The following is a 12,072-nucleotide window of genomic DNA, read 5'->3' on the forward strand; positions in this document are numbered from 1 at the left end:
AGCAACCGCGGCCCATCCACCGCCCGACACCCCGGCACCTGCGACGCATGCGGCGAGCCCTGGGTAGTTGGCATCACCGAAGTCCAGCGCGTGCGCGGCCGAGAGCTACATATCACCTGCGCCGGAAAGGAATAACAATGCCTGATCTTGTTCTGCACGTTCGCATCCCGATGGATTCTGATTGGGATCCCGACTCGCTCGCAACCGACCTCGTATGGCCCGTCGAGTCTGCCGTAGAGAAAGAGATCGGCGTCGCGCCGACCGGTATCACACATGAGATCGAGGAGGCGTAATGATGGCCTACCTCCAGATGTGTTGGCATCGCTGGGTGTTGCGCCACTGGCAGATTCCGCGCCAGAACGGCGTCAAGCCGCCCGCTGTCATCTGCGGGTGCGGAGTGGTGTGGGAGGACCCATCATGACGCTTACCGCAGAACACAGGCCCGCCGTTCGCGAGCGACGGTTCGCCCACGACGACCTGGTCGCCGTCGATCTGTTCTCCGGATTCGGTGGCCTCACTCGAGGCATTGAACGCGCCGGGTTCACCACGATCATGGCCGCCAACCACAACCGCTACAAAGTCGAAGTCCACGAAGCGAACCACCCGACCGCCGAGCACTGGATCGCCGACCTCGTCGACCCCACCTCAGCGGACTACCACTCCGCCCGAGACCTGCCACCCGGCGATCTCCTCGTGGCCGGCGTCTCCTGTGTCAACCACTCGCAGGCCAACACACAGAAGGCGTACCAGCAGGGGGTGTCGCTGTTCGACCTCGACGACCCCGACTTCGACGAACGCGTCACCCGATCCGAGCGGGACCGGGCCACCGCGAACTGCGTCCTGCACTATGCGGCGCAACACCATCCACGAATGATCCTCGTCGAGTGCACCACCGAGCTCACCTCGTGGGGCCCGGCCATACCCGGTCGCGCGAAAGTCGGCGACGGATCGACCTACCGATGGTGGCTCAACGAGTTCGACAAACTCGGCTACCGCCACAAGGTGCTGTACCTCAACTCGATGTTCTTCGGTGTCCCCCAGTCTCGGGACCGGCTGTACATCGTTTTCTGGGACCGCAACGTCCCGGCGCCCGATCTGGATCACCGGCCGCCGTCGTGGTGCAGCTCTTGCGATCAGACGGTGGAGGCCGTGTGGTCCTGGAAGACGGGTGTGCCCCCGACCGGGTCCGTTCGGTACGGGAAGCAGTACAACTACAGGTGCCCTCGGTGCCGAGGCGAAGTGGTTCCACCGCAGACGCCCTCGCTCGCAGCACTCGACCTATCTGACCTCGGTACCCGTATCGGGGACCGCAAGAAGCCGCTCGCCGCCGCAACCATGGCCCGGGCCGAACGATGCAGGCAGAGATTCGCCGAGTTCCCAGCTGTCCTCCTACCCGCGAAGGCCACCCGGGGATCAGAACGGCATCCGTGGCAGCCGATGGCCACCCAAACCAGCCAGCAAGAGACAGCACTCCTGTCGACCGGCGCGATCATGGTCGCCGCCGGCAACACCTACGAGCGCGCTGGCTCCGATTGCCGTAGCAGGGATCTCACCCAGCCGCTGTGGGCGCAGACCGCGACCAACACCACCGGGGTGATCACTCCCCCGGTCGCAATCACCGGACAAGTGATCGCCGCGCATCGGCACAACGGCGACGGTAAGCACCTCACCCAGCCGATGGACACAGTCACCAGCACCCACGAGAAGGCGATCCTGCTCGCCGTCAACAACTTCCAAGGCGCGCCACGAGGTGCCAACGAATCGCTGCCCACTCAAGGTGGGTCAGAGACCCTCGGCCTGCTGTCATCCGGCGTGATCCCGTTCCGGCGAAACACCGTGCCCACCACCCACGCCGAAGCTATGCCAACCGTCACCGCCGACCAGATCCCCGGGATGTTGTTCTCCGGTTGGTACAAGCAGAACGGGTCCACCGGCACCGAGACGGCCCCGCACCCGCTGTCCGACCCGTTCGGCACCCTCACATCCCGAGACACCACCGCCCTGCTCGCGGCCGAATGGCAGCGGTCCCTGTCCGAACTGGCCCTCGAGGACTGCTACTTCCGGATGATGGCCGCCCACGAAGTCGGCCGCGGCTGCGGGTTCGACGTCGACTTCGCCGGCGAGCAAGGCACCTTCATCGTCTGGGGCAGCGCACGCAACCAAGTCGACGGCTTCGGTAACGCCGTCAGTCCTCAAGTTGGCGAGTGGATCGGCCGCAGGCTGCACACCGCACTCCACAGAGAGACGGTGGCAGCATGAGTTACTCAGACTTCCTAGACCGCAAGGTGAAGCTGGCAATCGCTCCCGGTCCCGACATCGCGGTGTGCGAGCTCCACCCGTCACTTCACGAGTGGCAGGCCCGGATTGTCCAGTGGTCGTTGCGTGTCGGGCGGGCCGCGATCTGGGCTGATACCGGGCTCGGCAAGACCATGATGCAACTCGAATGGGCGTGGCAGCTTTCGAAACAGGCGAACATGCCTGCACTCATCGTGGCCCCGCTAGCCGTGTGCGCGCAGACCGTCCGCGAGGGCGCGAAGGTGGGGATCACCCGTAACGCGATCCAGTACGTCCGCACCGATGATGCTGTGGTGCCGGATGACTCGATCATCTACGTCACCAACTATGAGATGGTCGAGCACTTCGACCCCGACTTGTTCTGCGCGGTCGTCCTCGACGAGTCGTCCATCCTCAAGCAGTCGGACGGCAAGACCCGGACCCTGCTGATTGATCACTTCAACTCGGTTCCGTTCCGCCTCGCGTGCTCCGCCACGCCTGCACCGAACGATCCCGAGGAACTGACAAACCAGGCAGAGTTCCTGGGGCGCATGACCCGCACTCACATGCTCGCCGCGTACTTCATCCACGACAACGACGGCTGGCGTCTCAAGGGCCACGCCAAGCAGCCGATGATGCAGTGGATGGCCCAGTGGGCGATCGCACTCACCCGACCATCCGACATGGGCGGAGACGACACCGGCTACATCCTGCCCGGGTTACAGATCATCCCCGAGCTGATCCCGGTCGAGGTCGACTCGCCTGACCAGCTGTTTGCGACGGAGCTCGGCGGAGTGTCGGGCCGCGCACAGGTCCGGCGCCAGACACTCACCCAGCGCGTCGAGAGAGCGAGCGCGCTAGTCACCGCCGACCCAGGTCCATGGATCCTCTGGTGCGGCCTGAACGCCGAAGCCGACGCGCTCACTGCTGCACTACCGGGCGCAGTCAACGTCCACGGCGCACTTCCAGCTGACGAGAAGGCCCGCATGCTCATGGCGTTCGCCGACAGGGAGTTCGACATCCTCATCACCAAACCGCAGATCGCATCACAAGGACTCAACTACCAGCACTGCCACCGCATGGCGTTCGTCGGGCTCGGTGACTCGTACGAGCAGTACTACCAAGCGATCCGGCGCTGCTACCGCTACGGGCAAACCGAGGTCGTGCGCGCCCATGTCGTGCTGTCCGAACTCGAATCGCAGATCGCATCCAACGTCGCACGCAAAGAACGCCAGGCGTCCGACATCACCACCGCGCTCGTCGCCGAGATGCAGCGCGCACGACAGGAGGTCGCAGCAGCATGACCGAGGACTACATCACCGCCGACGAACGCGGGCAGAACTGGCACCTCATGCTCGGCGACAGTTGCGAACGACTCGCCGAAATTGACACCAGCACCGTCGATCTGAGCATCTGCTCACCGCCGTTCGACAGCCTCTACACCTACAGCCCGTCACTACGCGACCTCGGCAACTCATCGAGCCGCGTCGAGTTCCTGGACCACTACAGGTTCATCGTCAACGAGCAACTTCGGGTGACCAAACCTGGCCGCGTCGCATGCGTCCACGTCCAGCAGATCGCCACCAAGAAGGCCGTCGACGGGTACATCGGACTGACCGACTTCCGAGGCGACGTCATACGACTGTTCCAAGATGTGGGCTGGATATTCTTCGGCGAGGTCACCGTATGGAAAGACCCACAGGCACAGTCGATCCGCACCAAATCACAGCAACTCGCGTTCGCCAGCAAGAACCGCGACTCCGCCCGGGTCAGGCCCGCCATGGCCGACTACCTCCTGATCTTCAAGAAGCCCGGCGACAACGCCGTCCGCATCCCGCACGACGTCACCAGCGGCGAAGTCACCAACGACGACTGGATCGAATGGGCCTCCCCGATCTGGGCCGACATGCACGCGGGCGGATGGCTCACCGACGACGGCGGCCTGTGCCCCGTCTGGCACGGCATCAAGGAAACCGACACCCTCAACGTCCGCGTAGCCCGCGAAAGCGCCGACGAACGGCACATCGCCCCGCTGCAACTCGGATTCATCGATCGCTGCGTACGGCTCTGGTCCAACCCCGGCGAACTCGTCCTCACCCCGTTCGCAGGCATCGGGTCCGAGCTCTACCAGTCCGTGAAGCGCGGACGTCGAGCCGTGGGGATCGAACTCAAGCCGAGCTACTGGCGAACCGCGGTCGACAACCTCATTCGCCTTGAGTCCGAACTCCACGCGCCCAACCTGTTCGATTCCGAGGCGTCATGAGCACCCTCTCAAACTGCTTGCGCTGCGGGCACACCGACGACCAGCACGGTGGCGGCATCGGCTGCGACGGCACCAACTCCTGCCGCTGCTCCGGATTCAAGGCCATGGTCATCCCGGAACGGATCCAGCGCAAGCGCACCAAAGGCTGGCGAATGCCCGAAGGTGCTGTGTATGTGGGCCGAGGCAGCAAGTGGGGAAATCCATATCGCATCGGCGCCCCATCCGCTTACTGGATGGGGCCAGGGATGGGAAGCCCATACCGCCCAAAACCTGTTCCGCGAATGACTGCAGAGGATGTTGTCGACATCTATCGAAACATGGTCACCACCAATAACGCAGCGTTTGAACGTGGAGACCCAGAACGAGAACTGCGCGGCAAAGATCTTGCCTGCTGGTGCCCGCTCGAAGACGAGAACGGGAACCGAATGCCCTGTCACGCAGACGTGTTGTTGGAGTTGGCCAACCAGGGAGATGTGAGATGACCCGCAGCATAGTCACGCATCCGCTCGAGAATGACCGGATTGGCTTCAACCCGACCAAGGAAAGTGTTACAAGAAGGGCAGAGCGCACCGCGCACTCGCCCCGTCGTGTGGCAATGGTCCACGAACAATTCGCCTTCGACGCCGCAGATCAAGCACCGGCCATCCTGCGCAGCCTTCATCGCCGCCACATCGTCGGGGGTGAGCCCGTACTTGCGCATATACCGGGCCCTGAGGTCCTTCGCTCGAGCAGCATCGGGGTTGGCTCTACGCCATTCCTGAAGACGCTCATTGCGTCGAGCCTTGTTTTCCTGCGCGTACTGCCGCGTGCGCTCGTTCGCGCAGTCCTTGCAGTCGGACCGGAGGTACTTCCCGGACTTCCCGAAGCGATCGACGGGAAGCGTCTGGCCGCAGCGGGTGCACGTCTTGGTCGTCATCGGTTCAGTGTGGCATGTCAGCGTGACAATACGCGGGAACTCGGCCAGCCGTGCCACGCCGACGTCCTACTCGAGCTCGCGAACGGGGGTGCAACATGACCTACCTCGCGTTCCAGAACAAAGACTCGACCGGTGCGTGGGTGGGCACCTTCGACATCACCATCTCGTGCGTCGGTGCATGCGGTCGGCAGATCGAGCAGACGAACATCAGCGCGTCAGATCTCACCGAGGCGCTCGCGACAGCCCGGGCCCGCCTCGTACCCGAAGGGTGGGAGACCGACGGCAGCGGCAGCGACAAGTGCCGTGCCTGCCTCCTAGATGCCGCAGGCTGGCAATCGCAGCCAGGCCCGAACGCCATGGCGCGGTTCTCAAACGAGAGGACTGGTACCTGATCGTGTCCGAGAAGGACCCCCGTCCGTTCATCAAAGTCACCACCGACTTTGTGCGGAATCCGAAGGTGCTCGCGATGCCGATGTCGGCTCGCTGGGCGCTCCTGGATCTGTGGTCACACTGCGCTGACTTCAAGACAGACGGTGTCGTGGACGCCCGGACCTTCAACAAAATCGTTCCATATCGCGTGCGAAATGAACTGATTCTGCACGGATTCTGCACTCACGATGTCGTGAAAAAAGAGTTCATTTTGCACGACTATTTGAAGCACCAAACGTCGGCCGCAGAGCAAGCCGAAGCCATCGAAAAGGCCAGGGCAGCAGGCAAAAGAGGCGGCCAGGTGCGGGCTGTGAACGCCGGTCAGAAGCTCAAGCGTCCGCTTAGCGATGGGATCAAGCGAAACCTAAGCCAAGAAGAAGTAGAAGAAGAAAAGAGAACTACTGGTCACCTACCTGAGGCATCTCACCTAAGTGACGCGACCGCCGGCGAGACGCCGAACGAACGCCCCACCGGTCCCGCCATCAAGCCCGACGCCGCCCGCATGGTCCGCGAGATCATCCCCCGCAACCAGCCCGCCGCCGTCAAGACCGCACTCCGCATCAAGGCCAGCGAACTCCTCGTCGGCGGCACCGAACCCCACATCGTCGAACAGGCACTCCACGAGTGGATGACACGCACCGACGTTGGCCCCGGAATCCTCCCCTCGCTCGTCAGCGGACTCCTCAAGGCCCGAGACCCCCGAGCCGCCCCCAAACGAGCTCTCACGAAGTCTGAGCGCCAATTCGTCGAACTCGAACTCATGAAAGACAACCCCGACCCCGTCGCCCTCCGGCAACTCGGCATCAACCCACCAACCACCAACCTGCGAGCGATCAACGGAGGCGCCCAGTGAACCGCGACGACATCATCGAACTGCTCCAGGTCATCCAGTCCTACGACAACCGCGACATCGGCGAAACCGCCATCGCAGCCTGGTACCAAACCGCACAACGCGGCCGCTGGACCAAAGCCGCCGCACTCGAAGCCGTCCACACCCACTTCACCAACTCGACCGCCTGGCTCATGCCCGGCCACGTCACCACCATCGTCCGGGCCGCCATGCGCCAACCCGCACCCGCCGCCGAAGTACTCGCACTCGACAAACCAATCGCCAGCGACAGCGCCCGCCGCAAGGCCATGGCCGAGATCGCGAAACTCGCTGAGAGCAAGAGGATCCCAGAATGAGCATCCCCACCCACCAAGTCGCCCCGCTAGACGTCGCATCCCTCGACGCGACACCGCAGTGCGAGTGCACCTGCCACGAAGAGACGCCACCGGCCACGCTGCGCATCCGCTACCACGCACCGCGCGACAACGACCTGTACGCCTGCGACAACGTCAGCGCGCTCTTGTGCAGCGAATGCTTCGAGACACTCCGGCAGAGCATCGAACGCGAACTCGCCACGGCCTGCCGACACGGGCACCAATGCGGTGGCTGCGGCAAACGCCTCCGACAACTCGGCGACGTCATCCTGGCGGTGATCACCCTATAAACCTTCCGCACGGCTCCCGAACGATCCACTGCTGCACCAACAATCGGAGGCGCTCGCATGAACGACACAGACCACCTGTACCTCGACCGATCACTGATGAAGATCCTGTCCAAACGCCTCAACGACATCACGTCATGGCTCGCCGATGCACTCGACGACGTCGTTGCCCGCGACACCGCCCGCGAACGCAACGACGGAGGAAAGTCCGCCGACCAACCACTCCCCTTCCACGACAAAGCCGGCGACGCCGCCATCGAACTCACCGGCACCCTCCAAGCGTGGGTCGACACAGTCAGCCACACCCGCCACCTGCCCTGGCCAGGAACCCTGCGCGCCAAACAATCCGCCCACTGGATGAAAGACCACATCGTCGACCTCGCACTGTGCACCGACGCATTCCAAGCGTTCGACGAAATCTCCGACGCCCGCAAACGAGCAGTCCACTTCGCAGACATCCCCATGCCCGTCGAGTTCGCCGGCCCCTGCCAATCCACCACCGACGGCATCACCTGCGACGGCGTCTACTGCCGCGAGAAAACCGACATCCACCACTGCAGCAAATGCAACGCCGACGTGGACGTACCCGCACTACAAGCCACCATGATCGAGACGATGCAACACCGCCTATTCGACGCCGACGAACTCCAGGACGCCCTGACAATCGCAGGTAAAAAGCGCATCCACCGAAGGACTATCAAGTCCTGGATCGACTCCGAACGACTCGTCGCCCGCGGCGGCAAATACCTGCTCGCCGACGCACTCGTCCTCCTCGCCCAGCACAAACCCAAGACACGAACAACCAAGCACGCATGACCGCTACATGTTTCCCCACCACCGGTGCTAAGCTTCGCTCGCAGAGCGCGACACGAATGCCCACCGGCATCGTCGCGCTTTCGTCGTTTCAGACGAGTTCACATTCTTGGCTCCCCGAGTGATCGGAGCACCACGTGCTGCAACTCCGATGCTCGCGCTGCTGGGCCAAACGCACCGCACCCTGCTCTGGTGTCTGCGCCCTGCCCGTCCACCACGGCCAACTGGAACGTTGCGGCAAGCCCGAATGCTCCTGCGCCAAAGTGATACTCGTCATCCATCCACAGGAGGCGGCTTCGTGAGTGCAGAGCAAAGCAACTACGACGACGGTGGTTGGATCCAGCCCGGTGCCACCCCGATGGCCTTCACTCTCGCGGATGATGAATGCGTCATTGCTCCTCGGGACGGCCAGCTCGTGTGCATCCGGGATCACGAGCCGAGTGCACGTGGCCACTATTGCGAGCCGATCGCCGACCCCGCCTCATACACAGCGCAAGCGCACGGCGGCCCATCGTGACCTGGACAGCGACCCAAGCTGAACCAGGCGCTGATGTCCATGTGCTCCCGGACAGCGACTTGATCGCCCACGCTGAGGCCGAAGACTGCACCTGCGGCCCAACACCTGCACCAGTCAAACGTGACGACGGCAGCGTGGGCTGGGTGATCGCGCACCACTCCCTCGATGGACGCGAGGCGGACGAATGACCGACGCAGAGAAGGCGCTGAACGAAGCCATCGAATCCTGGATGGCTGAAGAAGCGCCGGGCTCAGTCCTCACCGAGTACGTGATCGTGGCAGCCTCACAGTCATTCAGCGAAGACGGATACTCCGAGTACTTCACCTCGACCCTCGCATCCAACGGTAACCACACACCAACACACCGCATACTCGGCCTGCTCGAACATGCAGCAGCGAAGTACCGGGCGTTCGTGATGGCACTGGAATGGAACAGCAACGAGGACGACGATGACTGACCGCATCGAGACGACCATCGCATTCGCCCGACAGGCCGAGCACCAAGCCCGTGAAGCACGCGAACCATTGACCATGCTGCTCCAAGCTCAGCAAGCCGAGTGGCTTGCATCGCAGGATGCCTGACACCAGCCCCGGGGTCGGTGCCTCAGCTGAACTGAACAGGTACTGGACCATCGGCGAAGGCAAAGCCAAATGGGCAAGCAGCCCAACGCCATACCGCACACTGCTCGCTTTGCTCATGAAGTACATGAGCAAGGACAAAGCAGAAGGCCTCGCAGCCGAGTACTACCACCGCGTGTTCGGACGCTGGCCAGGCAAACACTGATGGTGTGGACCGAACGAACCGAGTCAAGCCGCATCACCTCGACACGAGCATGGCGCGAAGTGAGACTGCAGGTCCTGGAGCGCGACAACTACACCTGCCAGATCCACGGACGCGACTGCATCGGCAATGCCACCGAGGTAGACCACATCAACAACGTGGCCGCTGACGGTGACCCATACGATCCGAGCAACCTTCGAGCCAGTTGCGAACCATGCAACGCAGCCAAAGGCCGCCACGAATCCGCCATCCGCCGGCGCACAGACAGACGATCAGCCCGACACCCCGGAACACGCGAAAACTCACCCGGAATGCTCTGACCGCTCACACACGAACACCCCACCCCATCCACCCCTCCCCCCGGCCACCAAATGGAAGCCACAGAGTTCTGGCGCTGGCATCTGGTACGGGTCTGGGGGTCTCCCCTACCAGCTGAGGAGGTTGATTGCCATGGCCGGCAAGGGACCTCGCCCGAAGGGCAATGCGGTTCGAAGGAACTCGAGCCAGGTGGGTATGCGCGTGTACACGGCCGAGCCGGTGGCGCAACCGGATCTGCCTGAGTTTGATGTGCAGGTCAAGGTTGATGACACCTTGGTGTCGCAGCGGTTTGAGTGGCCTGAGGCGACCCGACGGTGGTGGCAGACCTGGGGCGATGAGCCTATGGCCGAGGACTTCACCGCGACCGACTGGGACTTTCTCCTCGACACCGCCCTACTTCACGCGCGGGTGTGGGGCGATGGCGATCTGAAGTTGCTCCCGGAGTTGCGGCTTCGTGTCGCGAAGATGGGTGCGACTGGTGAGGATCGGGCGCGTCTGCGGATTACGTATGCGGCGGCCGATGAGGCTGAGAAGAAGAACCCGCCGCGTGGTGGTTCTGCCCGCGACCGGCGGGGTCCTTTGAAAGCGGTCTAGTGCCGTGGAAACCTTCGGAGCCCAATGAGGTTCCGACGTTGGGTTGGTACGTCCTCGACTGGATGACTGAGTATCTCGCTCGGCCGGCGGTTGGCGAGTATGAGCCTTTCGTGCCCTACCGGGAGCAAGAGGATTTCATCCTCCGCTGGTATCAGCTTGATCCTCTGACTGGTCGGTTCACGTTCGGCCGCGGCTTGTTGGGCCGGCCTCGTGGCTGGGGCAAGTCGCCGATCTTGGGCGGGTTGTGCATCGTCGAGGCTTTGGCGGACGTGCTGTTCGACGGCTGGGATGCGAACGGGCAGCCGGTTGGTAAGCCGTGGTCCACAGTCCGGACGCCGCTGGTGCACGTTGCGGCGGTGTCTGAGGATCAGACGAACAACACGTGGCAGCCGATGGTTGAGATGCTCCGCGAGGATGCGCCCCTTCATGACGCGCATCCGGGTGTGGAGCCGTTCGACACGGTCGTGAACTTGGCCCGCGGGAAGATCGAGAAGCGAACGAGCTCAGGCAGAACCGTCAAGGGTGCGCCGACCACGTTCGCGGTGCTTGATCAGACTGAGGAGTGGGTGCCGTCGAATGGCGGGCCCGCGTTGGCGCAGAAGATCCGTACGAACACTGCGAAGAATGGTGGGCGGACGATCGAGTCGCCGAATGCCTACATCCCGGGTGATGGTTCGGTGGCTGAGAAGTCAGCGGAGACAGCGACTGCGGCCGCTGAGGGTCGGACACGAATCGACCAACCGATCCTGTGGGATCACCGTGAGTCTCCACCCGATACCGATATGACCGACCGCGAGTCACTGACCCGCGCATTGCGTGTGTCCTATGGGGATTCGTCTGGGCATCCCGATGGGTGTGTGATCCATGACCCGCCGTGCGCGCCTGGCCATGTGGACCTCGAGGCGCAGATCGCGATCATCTGGGATCCGGCGACGGACGTGCAGACTGCCCGTTCTGACTACCTGAACCAGATCACGTTCGCATCGAATTCGTGGCTTTCGGAACCGGAGTGGGCTGGCTGCAAGGCCGAGGATGTGGTCGTCACGTCCCGTGAGCCGATCACTCTGGGGTTTGACGGGTCCCGTGGGCGCGCGAAGGGAAAACCGGATGCGTCCGCGCTGATCGGTTGCCGCGTGAAGGATGGGCATCTGTTCAAGATCGCCATCTGGGAGGCCGACGACGATCCGCGCGCGTGGGCCGAGTGGGAAGCGCCCGTCGAGGAGATCAACGCGACGGTCGCGGACACGTTCAAGCGGTACAACGTCGTCGGCTTCTATGCGGACCCGGGCAAGGATTGGCGCTCTCACGTGAATCAGTGGGAGGCAAAGTACTCGTCCCAGGTGAAGGTGAAAGGTACCGCCGCTCACCCGTTTGAGTGGTGGATGACCGGCGGCCGGTCTGGGCTGGTGCAACGCGCGATCGAGCAAATGGAGTCCGCAGTCAGAAACCACGATCTGACGCACGACGCCTCGCTGGGACTGACACGGCACGTGCTCAACGCGCGCCGCAGATTCTCCAGAGACAAACTTTCGCTCTCGAAAGAGAACGACTACTCCTCCCGAAAGATCGACGCAGCGGTCGCCGCGGTCCTGGCCTTCCAGTGCCGCCTCGATGCGTTGTCTGCCGGAGTCATGCCAGTGAAGAAGAAGCGACCGAAGATATCGAGGGTGAGGTGAGC

The 12,072-nt window shown here is 63.1% G+C and carries 18 protein-coding genes; 17 read left to right on the forward strand and 1 reads right to left on the reverse strand.

The annotated features are described in order from the left end of the window. Positions 1-137 precede the first annotated feature (137 nt). From KXR83_RS05670 to KXR83_RS05690, 5 genes are all read left to right on the forward strand, one after another. Positions 138-293, forward strand: coding sequence for a hypothetical protein (locus KXR83_RS05670; protein ID WP_437423962.1), 156 nt, complete (start codon positions 138-140; stop codon positions 291-293). A 124-nt stretch (positions 294-417) separates the two neighbouring features. Next, the gene (locus tag KXR83_RS05675) at positions 418-2,259 is read left to right on the forward strand and encodes a DNA cytosine methyltransferase (protein WP_437423963.1); all 1,842 of its coding nucleotides are present in this window, start codon (positions 418-420) and stop codon (positions 2,257-2,259) included. After that, positions 2,256-3,578, forward strand: coding sequence for a helicase-related protein (locus tag KXR83_RS05680; RefSeq protein WP_437423964.1), 1,323 nt, complete (start codon positions 2,256-2,258; stop codon positions 3,576-3,578). The genes KXR83_RS05675 and KXR83_RS05680 overlap by 4 nt, the downstream gene beginning before the upstream one ends. Further along, positions 3,575-4,537, forward strand: a complete 963-nt coding sequence (locus tag KXR83_RS05685) for a DNA-methyltransferase (protein WP_437423965.1) — start codon at positions 3,575-3,577, stop codon at positions 4,535-4,537. The genes KXR83_RS05680 and KXR83_RS05685 overlap by 4 nt, the downstream gene beginning before the upstream one ends. 110 nt (positions 4,538-4,647) lie before the next feature. Beyond that, positions 4,648-5,019, forward strand: a complete 372-nt coding sequence (locus KXR83_RS05690; protein WP_437424455.1) for a DUF4326 domain-containing protein — start codon at positions 4,648-4,650, stop codon at positions 5,017-5,019. Here KXR83_RS05690 and KXR83_RS05695 read toward each other — a convergent pair. Then, entirely contained in the window at positions 4,971-5,453 is a 483-nt protein-coding gene (locus KXR83_RS05695; RefSeq protein ID WP_437423966.1) for an endonuclease VII domain-containing protein, read from the reverse strand. The two genes, KXR83_RS05690 and KXR83_RS05695, sit on opposite strands and share 49 nt — an antisense overlap. 95 nt (positions 5,454-5,548) lie before the next feature. Here KXR83_RS05695 and KXR83_RS05700 point away from each other — a divergent pair, with 95 nt between their 5' ends. The 12 genes from KXR83_RS05700 to KXR83_RS05755 all read left to right on the forward strand — a co-directional run bounded on the left by KXR83_RS05700 (position 5,549) and on the right by KXR83_RS05755 (position 12,070). After that, complete coding sequence (locus KXR83_RS05700) at positions 5,549-5,845, forward strand: hypothetical protein (RefSeq protein WP_437423967.1); 297 nt, start codon at positions 5,549-5,551, stop codon at positions 5,843-5,845. 2 nt (positions 5,846-5,847) lie between these two features. After that, entirely contained in the window at positions 5,848-6,735 is an 888-nt protein-coding gene (locus KXR83_RS05705; protein ID WP_437423968.1) for a hypothetical protein, read from the forward strand. Continuing rightward, positions 6,732-7,067, forward strand: a complete 336-nt coding sequence (locus tag KXR83_RS05710) for a hypothetical protein (RefSeq protein ID WP_437423969.1) — start codon at positions 6,732-6,734, stop codon at positions 7,065-7,067. The genes KXR83_RS05705 and KXR83_RS05710 overlap by 4 nt, the downstream gene beginning before the upstream one ends. Then, positions 7,064-7,375, forward strand: coding sequence for a hypothetical protein (locus KXR83_RS05715; protein ID WP_437423970.1), 312 nt, complete (start codon positions 7,064-7,066; stop codon positions 7,373-7,375). The genes KXR83_RS05710 and KXR83_RS05715 overlap by 4 nt, the downstream gene beginning before the upstream one ends. A 57-nt stretch (positions 7,376-7,432) precedes the next feature. Next, positions 7,433-8,188: a hypothetical protein gene (locus KXR83_RS05720; protein ID WP_437423971.1), complete on the forward strand. Its 756-nt coding sequence runs from the start codon at positions 7,433-7,435 to the stop codon at positions 8,186-8,188. A 295-nt stretch (positions 8,189-8,483) separates the two neighbouring features. Continuing rightward, positions 8,484-8,702 (forward strand): hypothetical protein, encoded by a 219-nt coding sequence (locus KXR83_RS05725; protein WP_437423972.1) that lies wholly within the window; start codon positions 8,484-8,486, stop codon positions 8,700-8,702. A 184-nt stretch (positions 8,703-8,886) separates the two neighbouring features. After that, positions 8,887-9,159, forward strand: a complete 273-nt coding sequence (locus tag KXR83_RS05730) for a hypothetical protein (protein WP_437423973.1) — start codon at positions 8,887-8,889, stop codon at positions 9,157-9,159. Beyond that, positions 9,152-9,283, forward strand: coding sequence for a hypothetical protein (locus KXR83_RS05735; RefSeq protein WP_437423974.1), 132 nt, complete (start codon positions 9,152-9,154; stop codon positions 9,281-9,283). Before KXR83_RS05730 ends, KXR83_RS05735 begins: the two co-directional genes overlap by 8 nt. After that, on the forward strand, positions 9,276-9,485 hold the full coding sequence (locus tag KXR83_RS05740; protein ID WP_437423975.1) for a hypothetical protein: 210 nt from the start codon (positions 9,276-9,278) through the stop codon (positions 9,483-9,485). The genes KXR83_RS05735 and KXR83_RS05740 overlap by 8 nt, the downstream gene beginning before the upstream one ends. After that, positions 9,485-9,802: an HNH endonuclease gene (locus tag KXR83_RS05745; protein ID WP_437423976.1), complete on the forward strand. Its 318-nt coding sequence runs from the start codon at positions 9,485-9,487 to the stop codon at positions 9,800-9,802. The genes KXR83_RS05740 and KXR83_RS05745 overlap by 1 nt, the downstream gene beginning before the upstream one ends. Before the next feature lie 130 nt (positions 9,803-9,932). Then, a complete protein-coding gene (locus tag KXR83_RS05750) occupies positions 9,933-10,394 on the forward strand; it encodes a hypothetical protein (protein ID WP_437423977.1) in 462 nt (153 codons plus the stop codon). A 110-nt stretch (positions 10,395-10,504) separates the two neighbouring features. Further along, a complete protein-coding gene (locus KXR83_RS05755) occupies positions 10,505-12,070 on the forward strand; it encodes a terminase (RefSeq protein WP_437423978.1) in 1,566 nt (521 codons plus the stop codon). Positions 12,071-12,072 lie beyond the last annotated feature (2 nt).

Source organism: Williamsia muralis (assembly GCF_051487485.1).
Classification (GTDB): Bacteria; Actinomycetota; Actinomycetes; order Mycobacteriales; family Mycobacteriaceae; genus Williamsia; species Williamsia muralis_B.